Origin of the sequence: Mycobacterium sp., from assembly GCF_002863225.1 — a bacterium.
In the GTDB taxonomy this organism is placed as follows: Bacteria; Actinomycetota; Actinomycetes; order Mycobacteriales; family Mycobacteriaceae; genus Mycobacterium.
The window spans coordinates 86,130-102,469 of the sequence record NZ_PKEK01000090.1; the positions used below are offsets into that span (position 1 = coordinate 86,130).

Consider the following 16,340-nt stretch of genomic DNA (forward strand, 5'->3'; position numbering starts at 1 on the left):
TCGTCCGACCCCCGACCCGATGGCAGCGCGGGGCTTCCCCGACATCGGCCACAGGCCTGTCGCCGGGCCTGCGGTCGAGACCGGGGCCGCCGACGGAATGAGGGGATCTCCCGGCGGCCCCCATCGCGAGTTGTCTCGCCGGCACAGCAAAATCCCCCGTCTCTCTCGAGAGCGGGGGATTTCGCAGTTCTGGTGATCGCGAAGGTCAGAACGAAGCTTCGTCGAGCTCCATGACCTCGTTGTCGAGCGTCTCCAACACCGTGCGGGTGCTGGTCAGCAGCGGCAGGAAGTTCTTCGCGAAGAACGACGCCACGGCGATCTTGCCTTCGTAGAAGGCGCGATCGGCGTCGCTGACGCCGGCGTCCAGAGCCTCCAGGGCCACCGCGGCCTGACGCTGCAGCAACCAGCCGAGCACCAGGTCACCGACGCTCATCAGGAAGCGAACCGAGCCCAGGCCGACCTTGTAGATGCTCGAGATGTCTTCCTGCGCGGCCATCAAGTAGCCGGTCAACGTCGAGGCCATCGCCTGGACGTCGGCCAACGCGGTCGCGAGAAGCGCCCGCTCGCCCTTGAGGCGACCGTTGCCGGACTCGTTCTTGATGAACTCCTCGATCTCGCCGGCCACGTGGCCCAGCGCCACACCCTTGTCGCGGACGATCTTCCGGAAGAAGAAGTCCTGCGCCTGGATGGCCGTGGTGCCTTCGTAGAGCGAGTCGATCTTGGCGTCACGGATGTACTGCTCGATCGGGTAGTCCTGCAGGAAGCCGGATCCGCCGAAGGTCTGCAGGCTCTCGGTGAGCTTGGCGTAAGCCTGCTCCGAGCCGACACCCTTGACGATCGGCAGCATCAGGTCGTTGACCTTGACCGCCAGGTCCGCGTCCACACCGTGCAGTGTCTTGGCTACCGCCGAGTCCTGGTAGGTCGCGGTGTAGAGGTACAGCGCACGCAGACCCTCGGCGTAGGCCTTCTGGGTCATCAGGCTGCGACGCACGTCCGGGTGGTGGGTGATAGTCACCCGCGGAGCGGTCTTGTCGGTCATCTGAGTCAGGTCGGCGCCCTGCACCCGCTCCTTGGCGTAAGCCAGCGCGTTCAGGTAACCGGTCGACAGCGTGGCGATGGCCTTGGTGCCGACCAGCATCCGCGCGTTCTCGATGACCTCGAACATCTGCGCGATGCCGTTGTGCACCTCGCCCACCAGCCAGCCCTTGGCCGGCACGTCGTGCTGACCGAAGGTCAACTCGCACGTCGCGGAGACCTTGAGGCCCATCTTGTGTTCGACGTTGGTGACGAAGACGCCGTTGCGCTCGCCGAGCTCGCCGGTTTCGAAGTCGAACAGGAACTTCGGCACGAAGAACAGCGACAGACCCTTGGTGCCGGGACCGGCGCCCTCGGGACGGGCCAGCACCAGGTGGAAGATGTTCTCGAACATGTCGTCCGAGTCACCCGAGGTGATGAACCGCTTCACGCCGTCGATGTGCCACGAGCCGTCGTCCTGCTGGACGGCCTTGGTGCGACCGGCGCCGACGTCGGAGCCGGCGTCCGGCTCGGTGAGCACCATGGTCGAGCCCCAGCCGCGCTCGGCGGCGATGATGGCCCACTTCTTCTGCTCTTCGGTGGCCAGGTTGTAGAAGATCTGCGCGAAGCCCGCGCCGCCGGCGTACATCCAAACGGCCGGGTTGGCGCCGAGCAGGTGCTCGTGCAGAGCCCACAGCATCGCCTTGGGCATCGGCATCCCGCCGAGTGCCTCGTCCAGACCGACCTTGTCCCATCCTGCTTCGATGACCGCGTGCACCGAGGCCTTGAAGCTCTCCGGCAGGGTCACCGTGTGGGTCTCGGGGTCGAAAACCGGCGGGTTGCGGTCGCCCTCGACGAAGGAGTCAGCGACGGGCCCTTCGGCCAGTCGGCTCATCTCCGTCAGCATTTCGCGGGCGGTATCGGCATCCAGGTCGCTGTAATCGCCTTCGCCGAATGTCTTGTCAACGCCTAGGACTTCGAACAGGTTGAATACCTGGTCCCGGACATTGCTCTTGTAGTGGCTCACTAGTTCCTCCTCGATGAGAACGCCACCTAGGTTGGGTACTCGGGCTAAGTTACCCACCAGTAACGTGCCTAAGTTATACCCCCCGGTAACCGAGCGCAACCGACTGTGAGCTAAATATCAACCAACCAGTTGGCTTCATCCGGATCGAGACGGTGGCATACCCGCCTAGCTGCGGTGATGATGGAAACGTGCCAACTGTGCCCGCGGTCACCGCGCTGCCGGAAGTCGACCTGCGCCACCCCACTGACCAATTGAGAAAGCGCCTGCGGGAGGTGGCTCACGAGGTCGGATTCTTCTATCTGACCGGGCACCAGGTGCCGCCGTCGCTGACCCGCCGGATGCTGGCCGCGGCCCGGCAGTTGTTCGCGCTGCCACAGTCCGCCAAGGACGAGGTCGCGATGGTCCGCAGTCCACACTTCCGCGGTTACACCCGGTTGGGCGGTGAGCTGACCCGGGGCGAGGTGGACTGGCGCGAGCAGATTGACATCGGCCCGGAGCGTGAGCCGATCGGCGGTGCGGGCAAGCCGGATTACCTCTGGCTGCAGGGACCCAACCAATGGCCGGCGGGTCTGCCGGAGTTGCCGGGCGTGATCGCGGAGTGGGATGCGGCGCTCGCCGCGGTTTCCCGCGCTCTGCTGCGGCACTGGGCGGCGGCGCTGGGCAGTCCCTCGGACGTGTTCGACGCCGCATTCGAGACGGCGCCGGCGACGCTGATCAAGGTCGTGCACTATCCGGCCACCGCCGCCACCCCGCAGGGTGTCGGCGCGCACCGGGACTCCGGGGTGTTGACGCTGCTGCTCGCCGAGCCGGGCAGCGCGGGGTTGCAGGTGCGCGGACGGAACGGCGACTGGATCGACGTTCCCGCACTGGACGGCGCTTTCATCGTCAACATCGGTGAACTGCTGGAATTGGCGACCGGCGGTTACCTGCGGGCGACCGAGCACCGGGTGAACCTGCTGGAGGAGTCTGACCGGATCTCGGTGCCGTACTTCTTCAATCCACGACTCGACGCGCAGATACCGAGGCTGACGCTGCCGGGTGACCTCGCGCGACGGGCGCAACCGCGGGCAGACCCATCGGACCCGATCCACCCGGTCTACGGGCGCAACGCCTGGAAGAGCAGGCTGCGGGCCCATCCGGACGTCGCCGCGGCCCATGGTTACGTGACGGGCAGCGCGGAAGTTGTAACGCCCGGCGGGTAGGGTCGTCAGGTGAAAATCCCGTCGACGCGAGTGAAGCCCGGTGAATACACCTGACAAGCTGACGCCCACCTCCCTGCGCGAGGCCTTCGGCCATTTCCCGTCCGGCATCATCGCCATCGCCGCCGAAATCGACGGGGTCCGGGAAGGCCTCGCGGCCAGCACGTTCGTCCCAGTGTCGCTGGAGCCGCCGCTGGTGTCGTTCTGCGTGCAGAACACCTCGACGACCTGGCCCAAGCTCAAGGACGTTCGCGCGCTGGGCATCAGCGTGCTGGGCGAGTCCCATGACCGCGCCGCACGGTCACTGGCAGCCAAGACCGGCGATCGATTCGCCGACTTGGAGACCGAGTCCTACAGCAGCGGTGCGGTGTTCATCCACGGCACCAGCCTGTGGATGGAGACCGCGATCGAGCAACTGATCCCGGCCGGCGACCACACGATCGTCGTGCTGCGGGTCAGCGACGTCCGGGTGGACCCGGACATCGCGCCGATTGTGTTCCACCGCAGCGCTTTTCGCCGCCTCGGCGTATAACCCGCCGAGGGGCAGGCATCCGCGCGGCCGGCCGGAGACGCCGGCCGAGCCCGCGGCTCAGCGTCGGAAGAGCTTGTTCCCCAGCCAGACGACGGGGTCGTACTTGCGGTCGGCCACGCGCTCCTTCATCGGGATCAGCGCGTTGTCAGTGATCTTGATGCCCTCAGGGCAGACTTCGGTGCAGCACTTGGTGATGTTGCAGTAACCGAGCCCGTGTTGCTCCTGGGCCTCGTCGCGCCGGTCGCGAGTGTCCAGCGGGTGCATCTCCAACTCCGAGATCCGCATCAGGAAGCGCGGACCGGCGAAGTTCTCTTTGTTCTCTTCGTGGTCACGGATCACGTGACAGACGTTGTTGCACAGGAAGCACTCGATGCACTTACGGAACTCCTGGGAACGCTCGACATCCTGCTGCTGCATGCGGTACTCACCGGGCTGCAGATCCTTCGGCGGCGTGAATGACGGGATCTCCCTGGCCTTCTCGTAGTTGAAGGACACGTCGGTCACCAGGTCGCGGATGATCGGGAAGGTGCGGATCGGTGTCACGGTGACCACCTCGTCCTCGCCGAAGGTCGACATCCGCGTCATGCACATCAGCCGCGGCTTGCCGTTGACCTCGGCTGAGCACGAACCACACTTGCCCGCCTTGCAGTTCCACCGCACCGCCAGGTCCGGCGTCTGCGTCTGCTGCAGGCGGTGGATGATGTCGAGCACCACTTCGCCCTCGTTGACCTCGACGGTGAAGTCCTGGAGGTCACCGCCGTCGTCGTCGCCGCGCCACACCCGCAGGGTTGCGTCATAAGTCATGAGCGCTGCTCCTTCTCATCGCTTCGCTTTGCATCGTCGTCAGCGCGAGGCTCACAAGCCTGTCCGTCCTGGGTGGTCGGCCAGCTCTTCCTCGGTGTAGTACTTCTCCAATTCCGAGATCTCGAACGCCTCGAGCAGGTCGGGCCGCATCGGGGTCTGGTCTTTGCGGGTGACCGTGACGTCGGGGACGATCGGGTCGTCGCCGGAGGCGCTGCACACCAGCAGCACCTTGCGCCACGACGAGTCCATCCCGGGGTGATCGTCTCGGGTGTGACCGCCACGGCTCTCGGTGCGCTCCAGCGCCGCCTTGGCCACGCACTCGCTGACCAGCAACAGGTTGCGCAGGTCGAGGGCCAGGTTCCAGCCCGGGTTGTACGCGCGGCCACCGTCGACGTGCAGGTGCTTGAACCGCTCGCGAAGCTGGTCGAGCCGACCAAGGGCCTCGGTGATCTCTTCGGACTTGCGGATGATCCCCACCAGGTCGTTCATCGACTGCTGCAGCTCCAGCTGCAACGTGTAGGGGTTCTCCGCGGCGGTTCCGTTGGTCGGCGTCTCGAAGGGGGCGAGGGCCCGCTTCGCCGCCGTCTCGACGGCGTCTTCGGAAACCTTCGGACGGTTGCTCAACGCCCGTACGTAGTCGGACGCGCCCAGACCGGCCCGGCGACCGAAGACCAGCAGGTCGCTCAGCGAGTTGCCGCCCAACCGGTTCGAGCCGTGCATTCCGCCGGAGCATTCGCCCGCGGCGAACAGCCCCGGAACGGTGGCGGCGCCGGAGTCGGCGTCCACCTCGACGCCGCCCATCACGTAGTGGCAGGTCGGTCCGACTTCCATCGGCTCCTTGGTGATGTCGACGCCGGCCAGCTCCTTGAACTGGTGATACATCGACGGGAGCCGCTTCTTGATCTGGTCGGGCGTCAGCCGCGAGGCGATGTCGAGGTAGACGCCGCCGTGCGGGGTGCCGCGGCCGGCCTTGACCTCGGAGTTGATCGCCCGGGCCACCTCGTCGCGGGGCAGCAGGTCCGGCGTGCGACGGGCCGAGTCGTTGTCCTTGAGCCAGTCATCGGCCTCTTGCTCGCTCTCGGCGTACTGGCCTTTGAACACCGCCGGGATGTAACCGAACATGAACCGGGTGTCGTCGGAGTTCTTCAGCACGCCGCCGTCGCCGCGTACACCCTCGGTGACCAGGATGCCCTTCACGCTGGGCGGCCAGACCATGCCGGTCGGGTGGAACTGGACGAACTCCATGTTGATCAGCGTCGCGCCGGCACGCAGTGCGAGCGCGTGGCCGTCACCGGTGTACTCCCAGGAGTTCGAGGTGACCTTGAACGATTTGCCGATACCGCCGGTGGCCAACACGACCGCGGGGGCCTCGAACAAGATGAACTTGCCGGTCTCGCGCACGTAGCCGAAGGCTCCGGAGATCGCGTCGCCGTCCTTGATCAGTTCGGTGATCGTGGTCTCGGCGAACACCCGGATCCGGGCTTCGTAGTCGCCGAGCTCGGCGTGGTCTTCCTGCTGCAGCGAGACGATCTTCTGCTGCATGGTGCGGATCAGCTCCAAGCCGGTGCGGTCACCGACGTGGGCCAGCCGCGGGTAGGTGTGCCCGCCGAAGTTGCGCTGGCTGATCTTGCCGTCCTTGAGGCGGTCGAACAGCGCGCCGTAGGTCTCCAGCTCCCAGACCCGGTCGGGCGCTTCCTTGGCGTGCAGCTCGGCCATCCGCCAGTTGTTCAGGAACTTCCCGCCACGCATGGTGTCGCCGAAGTGGGTTTTCCAGTTGTCTTTCGGGTTGGTGTTACCCATCGCCGCCGCGCAGCCGCCCTCGGCCATCACCGTGTGGGCCTTACCGAACAGTGACTTGGACACCACGGCGACCTTGAGGCCGCGTTCCCGCGCCTCGATGACCGCGCGCAGACCCGCGCCCCCGGCACCGATGACAACAACGTCGTAAGAGTGCCGTTCGACCTCAGTCATTTGAAAACCTCGCTCAACTCTGTAGAAATCGTGAAATGGCTTCTCAGCCAACAAACCTCAGGTCGGAGATCGTGCCGCTGGCAACCAGCGCGACGTAGGCATCGGTGAGCATCAGCGTGCCCAACGTGATCCAGGCGTACAGCTTGTGCCGGGTGTTGAGGTGGCTCACCTGAGTCCAGATCCAATACCGCACAGGGTGTTTGGAGAAGTGCTTGAGCCGCCCGCCGGTGACGTGCCGGCACGAGTGGCAGGACAGCGTGTACACCCAGAGCATGATCACGTTGCCGAGCAGGATCACGTTGCCCAGGCCGAAGCCAAAACCGCCGGGGCCCGAGTCGGAGTGGAAGGCGACGATCGCGTCGAAGGTGTTGATGATCGAGATCAGACCGGCGGCGTAGAAGAAGTACCGGTGGGTGTTCTGGACGATCAGCGGGAACTTGGTCTCACCGGTGTAGTGCACGCGGGGCTCTGCCACACCGCAGGCGGTGGGTGACTGCCAGACCGTGCGGTAGTAGGCGCCGCGGTAGTAGTAGCAGGTCAGCCGGAACAGCAGCAGGAACGGCAGCGTCAGCGCCGCGTACGGCAGCCACCACACGTCGGGCAGGATCTGCGGCCAGAAGTCGCTGGCTTCCTTGATGCAGCCCCGGCTGACACACGGCGAGTAGAACGGCGTCAGGTAGTGGTACTTCGCGACGAAGTAGTGGTCCTGCTGAAATGAGCGCAATGTCGCGTAGATGATGAATGCGGCGAAGCCCAAATCGATCCGAAGAGGCGACAGCCACCACCGGTCAGTGCGGAGCGTCCGTAGTTGGATGCGGGCGCGCGTAGGTGAAAAAACACCTGACGCAGGATGGTTCGCCGTGGGTGCGCTCATCAATTGTTCCTCTTCGAACGGGCTGTTGATCGAAGAGTACCCAGGGATGCCCCAAAGATTCTCGGCGGGGCTTGAAATTAGGCGCGGTTGTGACCACCGACTCCTTCTTGGTCTACGTCGCGCCAAAAGTCGCGGTCGTAATCGGTGTCGGGAATGGTGATCTTTTCGCTGGATTGATGCACTGCGGCCCGAGTTAAATCGAATTCGGAAACATCGGTGTCAAGTAATTCGACGTCACCGAGAATGCGGTCTGCGTCGATGACGATGCGACGCATCGCGGGGCTGTCGCCGTAACGCGCTTTGAGCGAGCCGACGCACCGCCGCAGGCCGCCGATCAGGTCGTGCAGTTCGGCCAGTTCGGACGTGGAGGACAACGGATCTCCCTGGAGGCGAAGGTGTCATGGGTCACATGCGACTTTCATACTATCGAGCGAACGGCCGCGGCGTGAGACAGATCACGTGTGACGGCTATCCCGCGTCGATCGGATCCAGGAGTCGGTGCGGCTTGCGCAGCACGAGGCTGACCGGATCGCTTCGGTGATCGCGCGGCCGCCGCGGCGGGTGCAGGACCAGGTCGGCGGCGTCGGGGGTCCGGCCACACTCTCCGCACACCTGGTCGGGGCCGATGGTGCCGCCGCATTCCGCGTGCCGGTAGCTGCGTTGATTCGGTTGGTCGATGTAGTTCTCGTTCCCCCAGCTGAGCAGCGACCAGATGGTCGGCCACAGTCGCAGCCCCTTGGGCGTCAGCGTGTATTCGCCGCCCACTTTCGACTTGGCGAGCACGCCTTCCTCAACGAGTAAGGAAAGCCGTTCGGCCAGAACGGCTTTCGGTATGCCCAGGTGGGCGCGGAAGTCACTGAATCGGCGGACCCCGTAGAACGAGTCGCGGATCAGCAGCAAGGTCCATCGCTCGCCGACGATCTCCAGCGATCGGGCGATGGGGCACACCTCGGAGGTGTATTCGCGGGGCAGGGCCACCAGGCCATCATAGCTTGCAGGTTCGTTCAATGAACCATATGCTGTCTTTAGTTCGGTCAATGAACCATGGAGAGGTGCAGGGTATGAGCTTTCATCGCGAGCCGCACGGCATGACCCGCGTCGACATCAACACCGGAATTCCGTTCGAGCAGTTCATCGCCGCGTTGGAGGAGGCCGCACCCCCGGTCGACCAGACAGCGTTGCAACGCATTGCCGCCGAAGGCGGAGATTGGGACGACGTACTTGCCGCCGCGGCCAAGAACGCACCGAACGATCTGATGACGTACGCCAAGATCGACGCCCGCACCTATTTCGCCATCGCCGGGCATCACACGCCGGCGGTCGAGTACCTGATCGGCAACCACGTGATCGCCGAGACGATGTTCCGCCACGATCCGAAGGCGATGCTCTACGCGCCGCTGCGCATGCTGGTGCACGGAGACGCCGACGGCAACGCGGTGTTCACGATGGACCAGCCCGGTCCGGCGTTCGGCAGTCTCGGCATCGCCGACGTGGCCAAGGTGGGGCTGGATCTCGATCGCAAAGTGGCGAATCTGCTGCGGGTCGTCGGAGTCGACGTCGGGGACGCGTTCGCCTGATGCGAGAATCCGGCGGAGCCTTTGCGCCCCAGCGGATCCGGCTATAGCAGCTCTACCAGACGTCGCCGTCGCGCCAGTCGCAGGCCAGCGGCGCGGCCACGTCCAGCCCGTCCTCCGGCGGGAAGACGAACACCGAGCCGTCGTCCTCGGGAGTACGGATAGGGCCGGTGGGCGCCAACACCGAAGTCGGGCCGCGCCAGGGCAGCCAGCCGCGCAGCGCATACAACCGTCGTCCCCGGTCCGACGAACTCAGCGCGCCCAGCTGATAACCCCCACGGATCACCTGCTCACACGCGTCGAGTATCGCTATCGCCAGACCCTGGCCGCGCCAATCCTCCCGTACCGCAACGGCTTCGACGTAGCCACAGCGCAAGGCAACACCTTGATAGAGCAGACGGCGCTGCACGACGGCACCGTGCGCGATGATCGCGCCATGGTGCCAGACCAGCGCGTGCATGCCGCCGAGGGCGTGGTCCCAGTCTGTCTCGGAGAAGTCGCCGGCGAACGCCTTGCTGACCATCTCGTGCGCGCGCTGCCGCGCGTCGGACTCCAGGTCGGCGGTGTGGACCAGGCGGGCGGTGTGAACCTGGGTAGGCACACTGCTGGTCTACCAGTTCGACTGCATCGCCGCCAGACCTCCGGGTCGCGACCAGCGCAGCCGGACCGATTGGCCGGGTCGCACCTGCGCAACCTTGTCGATGTCGGCATCGGCGACCACGCCGACTACCGGGTAACCGCCTGTGACCGGGTGATCGGGGCCGAGGATGACCGGTAATCCGTTGGGTGGCAACTGGATCGCGCCACGGACGGCGCCCTCGCTGGGCAGCTGTCGACCCGGGTCGCGGTGCGTCAAAGGTCGTCCCTGCAGCCGCATGCCGACGCGGTCGCTGCGCTCGGAGGTGGTCCAGTCGGTGTGCACCAGGGCGTCGACGTCGGCGATCCAGTCGTCGCGGGGGCCGGGTATGACCATCAGTTCCACGAGTTGACCGGTGATCGGCGCGACGGGCGCCTGGTCCAGCTCGGGGTACTGCTCGGCGTGCGCTCCGATCGCCAGCACGTCGCCGGGCCGCAGCGGCGCCGGGCCGATTCCCGACAGCACGTCATAGCTGCGGGATCCGAGGACCGGGGTGGCGTCGATGCCCCCGCGCACCGCCAGGTAGCTGCGCAGCCCGGTCTGCGGGATGCCCAGCGTGACCACCTGGCCGTCGGGTATGTGCTGAATGCTGTTGGCGCCGAACCGGGTCGAGCCGACCCTCGCGTGAGCGTCGGCGCCGGTGACCGCGATGTCGGCGCCACCGCCGCGGACGCGCGCGGCGAATCCGCCCATTGTCACCTCGATGGTGGCCCGGTCGTCCGGGTTGGCCACCAGTCGGTTGGCCAGCGCGTGGGCGCGCCGATCGGCGGCCCCGGACCGGGTGACGCCCAGGTGGGCGAACCCGGGCCGACCGAGGTCCTCGACGATGGCCAGTGGCCCGGTGGACAGGACCTCTAGCGTCGTCATGTCCGAGTGGCCCGGAATTGCACCCCGACGCCCGGCGTCAGCAACGCCGGTTCGGGTCGATCGAGGTTCCATAGCGCGGCATCGGTGTGACCGATCACCTGCCATCCGCCGGGGGAGGAGCGCGGATAGATGCCGGTGAATTCTCCGGCCAGCGCGACCGCGCCGGCTGGAACGGAGGTACGCGGCTCGGCCCGACGCGGCACGGCCAGGCGCGGGTCACCGCCGACCAGATACGCGAAACCCGGTGCGAATCCGCAGAATCCGACAAGCCATGGCTTCGCGGTGTGTGCGGCGATCACTTCGGCGGTGGTCAGGCCGGTCAGACCGGCTACCTCGTCGAGGTCGGCACCGTCGTACTCGACGTCGATCACCAATGGCTCACCCGACATGGTCGCCGCCGCGCCGGGTGTCACCCGCAGCGCGGCGAGCCGACGGCGGACCGCGGCCTGCCGGCCGGGGCCGTCGAGCCCCAGCAGCACTGTGCGCGCGGCCGGGACAATGTCGAGCACCTCAGGCAGAGCGGCCGCACGCAACTCGGCGGCCCACGCCAAAACCTCGGCGGTGCTGTCGAATTGCAACAACAGCGCCTGGTCTCCGTAGTCGAGAACGGTCACGTTCTAGCGCAGGATGCCGGCGATCAGCGGGGGCAGCTGCTCGGCCACCAGCGGATAGCTCAGCGGTGACGCGTACGCGATTGCTCCGGCCTGCTCCTTGGTGGTGAATATGCTGCGCGAACGATGTTCTGCCACATCATGATTGGCGAGCAGGGCGGCCCGGTCCTGGTCGTTTTCGGTCGTCCAGATCAACAGGTCGGTGTCTCCGAGGACGGACTTGACCTTGTCGCGGGGGATGAAAGCGCGCCGCTGATCGACGGCCAGCGAGCCGAGGCTGTCGGGGATCGCCAGACCCATCTGGGTGAGGAAATCGGTTTGCCAGCCGGTGGTCGCCACCACGTTGTCGTCATGCAGCCTGCCCTGCAGCAGCAGTACCCGCTTGTTCTTGAACTGTTGATATTTGTCCGCGACGCCGGCGAATGCCTTGTCGACGCCGTCGATCAGCGAGGCGACCTGGCCGGCCTGGAAGACCGCCTGGCCGATGGCTTTGGCCTGCTCTTTCCAGGGTTCGAAGAACGCCTCACCGTCGGACTGCGCCAGCGTCGGCGCGATCGCGGCCAGCTTCTGGTAGGTGTCCTGATCCAGTCCCGCGTCGGTGGCGACGATCAGGTCGGGTTTGAGCGTCGAGATCTGCTTGACCTGAATCCCGTTGTCCAGACTCAGCACAACGGGTTTGGCAGCGCCGAGTTTGGGCTGGGCCCACGGCCACACGCCGAACGGCTGGTCGCCGAACCAGTTGGTCACCGCGATCGGGACGACCCCGAGCGCCAGCAGATCGTCCTGCCCGGTGAAACCCGCACTGACCACTCGCTTCGGCGGCTGCGGGATGGTCGTCTCACCGAAGACGTGGGTGATGGTGACCGGCCCGTCACGCCCGCCCCCGGCGGGCGGGGACTTATCCGAGGAGCAGCCCGCGAGCACCAGCAGGCCGGCTGTCGCGCCGGCGCGCAGGAACCCGCGCCGATTCCAGTCCTCGCCCATGGCGTGAGCCTAACGGGCGAGGATGCAGAGCGTGTATCGATAGCCCGCTGATCGGACCTCGCGCGGTCACGGCGTCGGCCGACTCGGCCAAGGGCTGTAGTCGGCAATCAGATCCTCCTGCGGCGGGCGCTGGTCGTCCGGCACATGCTGCAGGTTGATCCGGATCCGGTACCAGATCGAGCTCGGTCCGCGCATGCCGTCGACCAGTACGTCCGCCGGCTGCAGACGCTCGGCCGCCGCGGGATGACGCTCGCGCCAGGTGTCCAATGCGGCCATCGCTTCATCCTTGGTCTTGGTGCGGGCGACCTCGATCAGCGGCATCACCGATTGGCGTCGCCCCGACCCGTCTCGCCGCGCACCCTTCGGCGCTTTCTCCGCGGGGCCGAGTTCCTCAGCGAGCGTAAGCAATTGGTCGAGACCACCGGCGGAATCGTCCATCCCGGCCCATGGGTCGCCGATGCCGGCGAACCGCTGCGGCACTGTCCGCACGGTGAAGTCGGCGGGGTTGCAGCCGGCAACCTCGTCCCACGCCAAGGGTGTGGACACCCGCGCATCCGGGGTGGCCCGCACCGAGTACGCCGATGCGACAGTGCGGTCTTTGGCGTTCTGATTGAAGTCGACGAAGACGCCCTCGCGTTCTTCTTTCCACCACCGGCTGGTGGCCAGTTCGGGTGCGCGTCGTTCCACCTCGCGGGCCACCGTCTGGGCAGCGAGCCGCACGTGCCGGAACGACCAGTTCGGTGCGATGCGCGCGTAGATGTGGAAACCGCGCGAGCCGGACGTCTTGGGCCAGGCGGTAAGCCCATGATCCTCGAGCACCTCGCGCGCCACCTGTGCCACGTCGACGATCTGCGGCCACGTCACGCCGGGCATCGGGTCCAGATCGACGCGCAGTTCGTCGGGATGCTCCAGATCGTCGGCGAGCACGGGGTGCGGATTGAGGTCGACGCAGCCCAGATTGATCGCCCAGGCCAGTCCGGCCGCGTCATGGAGAACCGCCTCTTTGGCCGAGGTGCCTCGTGCGTAACGCAATTCGGCGACGTCGACCCAGTCGGGCCGCTTCTCCGGGGCGCGCTTCTGGAAAACGGCCTCCTGGTCGATGCCCTTGACGAAACGCTTGAGGATCATCGGCCGCCCTGCCACTCCGCGCAGGGCGCCGTCGGCGACCGCCAGATAGTAGTGGATCAGGTCCAGCTTGGTGAGACCGGTCTGCCCGTCCCGGTCTGGGAAGACCACCTTGTCGGGGTGGGTGACCTCGACCTGGCGTCCGCCGACGTTTAGCGACACCGGAGCCATGGGCACATGCTAATTCGGCACAGCGTTCCGACCGCCGTGCGACCTACGTCACATAGGGTGGACGACATGCCAAATCCGATCGATCTGCCTGGGCAGGCGGTAGCCAAGGTCCAGCAATACGCCGAACGCGGCCTGTCCGAGCTGCACTATCTCCGCAAGATCATCGAATCCGGCACGTTCAGGTTGGAGAACCCACTGAACTACGCCGCGATGGCCGCCGAGATCGCGAAGTGGGGCGAAATCGGGATGCTGCCGTCGTTCAACGCGCGGCGCACGCCCGATCGCGCCGCGATCATCGACGACGACGGCGAGCTGACCTATCAGGAGCTCGACGAGGCCGCGAACGCTGTCGCCCACGGCTTGCTCGCCAAAGGCGTCAAGGGCGGCGACGGGGTGGCGATCCTGGCGCGCAACCATCGGTGGTTCGCCATCGCCGAGTTCGGCTGCGCACGGGTCGGGGCCCGGATCATTCTGCTCAACAGCTCGTTCTCCGGCCCGCAGATCAAGGAGGTGTCTGAGCGCGAGGGCGCCAAGCTGATCATTTACGACGACGAGTACACCGAAGACGTCAGCAAAGCCGATCCGCCGCTGGGCAAACTGCGGGCACTTCCCACCAACCCGGACGGCGAGGACTCCGGCAGCACCGACGAGACCCTGGCCGACCTGGTCGCCGCCAACAGCAGGTCGGCGGCGCCGAAAGCCAGCAAGCATTCCTCGATCATCATCCTGACCAGCGGAACCACCGGTACGCCGAAGGGGGCGAACCGCAGCACCCCGCCGACCCTGGCGCCGATCGGCGGAATCCTGTCGCACGTCCCGTTCAAGGCCAACGAAGTGACTTCGCTGCCGGCGCCGATGTTCCACGCCCTGGGATTTCTGCACGCCACCATCGGCATGTTCCTGGGGTCGACGCTGGTGTTGCACAGCAAGTTCAAGCCGGAGCAGGTGTTCGAGGACATCGAGAAGCACAAGGTGAGTGCGGTTGTCGTGGTGCCGGTGATGCTGTCGCGGATGCTCGAGGCGCTGGAGAAGATCGACAGCAAGCCCGACCTGTCCAGCCTGCGGATCATCTTCGTCTCGGGTTCGGCGCTGGGCGCCGATGTCGCCGAGCGGGCGTTGAAGGACATCGGTCCGGTCGTCTACAACATGTATGGCTCCACCGAGATCGCGTTCGCCACGATCGCCGGGCCCGAGCACTTGGAGTACAACTCCACCACGGCCGGGCCGCCGGTCAAGGGCGTGAAGGTCAGGATCTACGACGACAACGGCAAGGAGCTGCCGCAGGGCGAGGTGGGCCGGATTTTCGTCGGCACCAGCTTCCCGTTCGAGGGTTACACCGGCGGCGGCAACAAGCAGATCATCGACGGTTTGCTGTCCTCGGGCGACGTCGGCTACTTCGACGAGAAGGGTCTGCTCTACATCAGTGGCCGCGACGACGAGATGATCGTCTCCGGCGGGGAGAACGTCTTTCCGGCCGAAGTGGAGGACTGCATCAGCGGCCATCCCGACGTCGTGGAGGCCACCGCGATCGGCGTCGAGGACAAGGAGTGGGGTCACCGGCTGCGGGCCTTCGTCGTCAAGAAGAACAACGCGAGCCTCGACGAGGACGCCGTCAAGAAGCATGTGAAGGACCAGCTGGCCAAGTACAAGGTGCCGCGTGAGGTGATCTTCCTCGACGAGCTACCGCGTAACCCGACCGGAAAGATCCTCAAGCGCGAGCTGCGTGAAATGGACGCCGACGCCGACGCCGACTAGCCGGGGATCGCGAAACAGAAGTCAGGGCTGCGTATTCGGGACAACCGCAGCCCTGCTTTCTGTCCGGCGGTCGTTTACTCGAATCCGGTGCTGCCGTCGAGCTGCTCTCGCAGGATGTCGATCTGGCCGGTGTGCCGGGCGATCTCCTGGATCATGTGCAGATAGATCCAGCGCAGCGACACCGTGGTGCCGAGTCGCCCGTGGCGCAGCTCGTGGTCGAGCGGATATTGCGCGGCAATGCGACGGGATTCCTCGCATTGCGTCCGGTATTCGGTGATCAGGCTCGGCAGTGAATCGTCGGGCTGCATGTCGAACTCCCAGGCCCGGTCATGCGTGCGACGGTTGTCGTCCAGTCGGCCCTGTAGGAACTGGTCGAACCAGCCGTACTCCGCCCAGCGCAGGTGTTTGACCAACCCGCCCACGGTGGTGGCCGACGTGACGAGATGTCGACGAGCGTCGGCGTCGGACAGGCCGGAAACCTTGCTTATCAGGATGTCTCGGTAGTCGTCGAGAAAGGCTTCCAACGTGGCGCGTTCGCCGGTGACACCCTGCTCACGCCGATTGGTCCACTGAGTTTCTGCCATGTCGGCGAAGCTAGCACCGCCGGCGTCAGCGACGGTCGCGGATACTCCGCGTCACTTCGGCGGACAGCTTCGCGTCTGACAGCAGCAGCTCGATGAGTGCGGAGATCACTTCCTGTCCGGTGACTCGCGCGTATCCGAGTCGGTCGGCGGCCTCTCGCTGCCAGATGTCGAGCGCCCGGTGGGTGGCGGGGGAGAGGTCGACGGTACGACGGGTGCGCTGGCCACGGGGGCTGGGTTTCTTGTCATCGAATTTCTGCCGGATGCTCGAGAAGCGCTCGGTCTGCGCTGAGGCATCAGCGCGGCTGGGCGGTTTGGCTCGAAACGACGGGGAGCTGGAATCCATCGGCTGAACGACCTTCAGTTGACGTGAGCTTTCAGTACATCAGGAACCGAGTATGTCGGTCAAAGGCGCATCTCGCAGTGACGGCGCGCCGCGCCTTGCGGTGGCGCCGCGCCGTACCGGTCCGGTCCCGCCGGTGAACCCCCTACGTCTCGCCATTGCTGCATCAGAGTAACTACTATTCAATAGACGTAGCGATTTCGCGAAAAGCAATTCGCTCAAACCTCCTCAACCGATAGATAATGTCGGATAATCACAAATAATGGAATGA

The 16,340-nt window shown here is 65.8% G+C and carries 17 protein-coding genes; 4 read left to right on the top strand and 13 right to left on the bottom strand.

Going from position 1 to position 16,340, the window contains the following annotated elements; all coding sequences use genetic code 11:
* Nucleotides 1-205: 205 nt before the first annotated feature.
* Nucleotides 206-2,041, bottom strand: coding sequence for an acyl-CoA dehydrogenase (locus CYU59_RS25635; RefSeq protein WP_293004096.1), 1,836 nt, complete (start codon nucleotides 2,039-2,041; stop codon nucleotides 206-208).
* Between the two features lie 197 nt (nucleotides 2,042-2,238).
* Between CYU59_RS25635 and CYU59_RS25640 the strand changes: the two genes are divergently transcribed.
* Both CYU59_RS25640 and CYU59_RS25645 read left to right on the top strand, forming a co-directional pair.
* Nucleotides 2,239-3,243, top strand: a complete 1,005-nt coding sequence (locus CYU59_RS25640; RefSeq protein WP_293004130.1) for a 2-oxoglutarate and iron-dependent oxygenase domain-containing protein — start codon at nucleotides 2,239-2,241, stop codon at nucleotides 3,241-3,243.
* Nucleotides 3,244-3,283: 40 nt separating this feature from the next.
* On the top strand, nucleotides 3,284-3,772 hold the full coding sequence (locus CYU59_RS25645) for a flavin reductase family protein (protein WP_293004097.1): 489 nt from the start codon (nucleotides 3,284-3,286) through the stop codon (nucleotides 3,770-3,772).
* Between the two features lie 57 nt (nucleotides 3,773-3,829).
* On the opposite strand, the gene CYU59_RS25650 is transcribed toward CYU59_RS25645, so the two are convergent.
* The 5 genes from CYU59_RS25650 to CYU59_RS25670 form a co-directional block, all read right to left on the bottom strand.
* Complete coding sequence (locus CYU59_RS25650; RefSeq protein WP_293004098.1) at nucleotides 3,830-4,576, bottom strand: succinate dehydrogenase/fumarate reductase iron-sulfur subunit; 747 nt, start codon at nucleotides 4,574-4,576, stop codon at nucleotides 3,830-3,832.
* 51 nt (nucleotides 4,577-4,627) lie between these two features.
* Nucleotides 4,628-6,547, bottom strand: a complete 1,920-nt coding sequence (locus CYU59_RS25655; protein WP_293004099.1) for a fumarate reductase/succinate dehydrogenase flavoprotein subunit — start codon at nucleotides 6,545-6,547, stop codon at nucleotides 4,628-4,630.
* 43 nt (nucleotides 6,548-6,590) lie between these two features.
* Complete coding sequence (locus CYU59_RS25660) at nucleotides 6,591-7,421, bottom strand: hypothetical protein (RefSeq protein WP_293004100.1); 831 nt, start codon at nucleotides 7,419-7,421, stop codon at nucleotides 6,591-6,593.
* Nucleotides 7,422-7,498: 77 nt separating this feature from the next.
* Nucleotides 7,499-7,795 carry a hypothetical protein gene (locus tag CYU59_RS25665; protein WP_293004101.1) on the bottom strand — a complete coding sequence of 99 codons (297 nt, stop codon included), beginning with the start codon at nucleotides 7,793-7,795 and terminating at the stop codon, nucleotides 7,499-7,501.
* 94 nt (nucleotides 7,796-7,889) lie between these two features.
* Nucleotides 7,890-8,399 carry a helix-turn-helix domain-containing protein gene (locus CYU59_RS25670; protein WP_293004102.1) on the bottom strand — a complete coding sequence of 170 codons (510 nt, stop codon included), beginning with the start codon at nucleotides 8,397-8,399 and terminating at the stop codon, nucleotides 7,890-7,892.
* A gap of 83 nt (nucleotides 8,400-8,482) precedes the next feature.
* Here CYU59_RS25670 and CYU59_RS25675 point away from each other — a divergent pair, with 83 nt between their 5' ends.
* Nucleotides 8,483-8,998, top strand: a complete 516-nt coding sequence (locus CYU59_RS25675; RefSeq protein ID WP_293004103.1) for a DUF302 domain-containing protein — start codon at nucleotides 8,483-8,485, stop codon at nucleotides 8,996-8,998.
* Between the two features lie 52 nt (nucleotides 8,999-9,050).
* Here the strand turns inward: CYU59_RS25675 and CYU59_RS25680 are convergent, their stop codons facing one another.
* The 5 genes from CYU59_RS25680 to CYU59_RS25700 form a co-directional block, all read right to left on the bottom strand.
* Nucleotides 9,051-9,596 carry a GNAT family N-acetyltransferase gene (locus CYU59_RS25680; protein WP_293004104.1) on the bottom strand — a complete coding sequence of 182 codons (546 nt, stop codon included), beginning with the start codon at nucleotides 9,594-9,596 and terminating at the stop codon, nucleotides 9,051-9,053.
* Between the two features lie 9 nt (nucleotides 9,597-9,605).
* Entirely contained in the window at nucleotides 9,606-10,499 is an 894-nt protein-coding gene (locus CYU59_RS25685) for a 5-oxoprolinase/urea amidolyase family protein (protein WP_293004105.1), read from the bottom strand.
* Nucleotides 10,496-11,113, bottom strand: coding sequence for an allophanate hydrolase subunit 1 (locus tag CYU59_RS25690; RefSeq protein WP_293004106.1), 618 nt, complete (start codon nucleotides 11,111-11,113; stop codon nucleotides 10,496-10,498). The genes CYU59_RS25685 and CYU59_RS25690 overlap by 4 nt, the downstream gene beginning before the upstream one ends.
* A 3-nt stretch (nucleotides 11,114-11,116) precedes the next feature.
* Complete coding sequence (locus CYU59_RS25695) at nucleotides 11,117-12,094, bottom strand: ABC transporter substrate-binding protein (RefSeq protein ID WP_293004107.1); 978 nt, start codon at nucleotides 12,092-12,094, stop codon at nucleotides 11,117-11,119.
* A gap of 66 nt (nucleotides 12,095-12,160) precedes the next feature.
* Nucleotides 12,161-13,390, bottom strand: a complete 1,230-nt coding sequence (locus tag CYU59_RS25700) for a DNA polymerase domain-containing protein (protein WP_293004108.1) — start codon at nucleotides 13,388-13,390, stop codon at nucleotides 12,161-12,163.
* Between the two features lie 66 nt (nucleotides 13,391-13,456).
* On the opposite strand from CYU59_RS25700, the gene fadD2 reads away from it, so the two are divergent.
* On the top strand, nucleotides 13,457-15,145 hold the full coding sequence (gene fadD2 / locus CYU59_RS25705; RefSeq protein ID WP_293004109.1) for a long-chain-fatty-acid--CoA ligase FadD2: 1,689 nt from the start codon (nucleotides 13,457-13,459) through the stop codon (nucleotides 15,143-15,145).
* Between the two features lie 74 nt (nucleotides 15,146-15,219).
* On the opposite strand, the gene CYU59_RS25710 is transcribed toward fadD2, so the two are convergent.
* Together CYU59_RS25710 and CYU59_RS25715 are read right to left on the bottom strand one after the other, a co-directional pair.
* Nucleotides 15,220-15,729: a DinB family protein gene (locus CYU59_RS25710; protein WP_293004110.1), complete on the bottom strand. Its 510-nt coding sequence runs from the start codon at nucleotides 15,727-15,729 to the stop codon at nucleotides 15,220-15,222.
* A 25-nt stretch (nucleotides 15,730-15,754) separates the two neighbouring features.
* Nucleotides 15,755-16,072 (bottom strand): hypothetical protein, encoded by a 318-nt coding sequence (locus CYU59_RS25715; RefSeq protein ID WP_293004111.1) that lies wholly within the window; start codon nucleotides 16,070-16,072, stop codon nucleotides 15,755-15,757.
* Nucleotides 16,073-16,340: the final 268 nt, after the last annotated feature.

What these genes read in the sequence shown, in the direction of transcription:
- CYU59_RS25660 (WP_293004100.1), bottom strand. Translation starts at nt 7,421, where the DNA reads ATGAGCGCACCCACGGCGAACCATCCTGCGTCAGGTGTTTTTTCACCT.
- fadD2 (WP_293004109.1), top strand. Translation starts at nt 13,457, where the DNA reads ATGCCAAATCCGATCGATCTGCCTGGGCAGGCGGTAGCCAAGGTCCAG.
- CYU59_RS25715 (WP_293004111.1), bottom strand. Translation starts at nt 16,072, where the DNA reads ATGGATTCCAGCTCCCCGTCGTTTCGAGCCAAACCGCCCAGCCGCGCT.
- CYU59_RS25675 (WP_293004103.1), top strand. Translation starts at nt 8,483, where the DNA reads ATGAGCTTTCATCGCGAGCCGCACGGCATGACCCGCGTCGACATCAAC.
- CYU59_RS25695 (WP_293004107.1), bottom strand. Translation starts at nt 12,094, where the DNA reads ATGGGCGAGGACTGGAATCGGCGCGGGTTCCTGCGCGCCGGCGCGACA.
- CYU59_RS25650 (WP_293004098.1), bottom strand. Translation starts at nt 4,576, where the DNA reads ATGACTTATGACGCAACCCTGCGGGTGTGGCGCGGCGACGACGACGGC.
- CYU59_RS25700 (WP_293004108.1), bottom strand. Translation starts at nt 13,390, where the DNA reads ATGGCTCCGGTGTCGCTAAACGTCGGCGGACGCCAGGTCGAGGTCACC.
- CYU59_RS25685 (WP_293004105.1), bottom strand. Translation starts at nt 10,499, where the DNA reads ATGACGACGCTAGAGGTCCTGTCCACCGGGCCACTGGCCATCGTCGAG.
- CYU59_RS25655 (WP_293004099.1), bottom strand. Translation starts at nt 6,547, where the DNA reads ATGACTGAGGTCGAACGGCACTCTTACGACGTTGTTGTCATCGGTGCC.
- CYU59_RS25710 (WP_293004110.1), bottom strand. Translation starts at nt 15,729, where the DNA reads ATGGCAGAAACTCAGTGGACCAATCGGCGTGAGCAGGGTGTCACCGGC.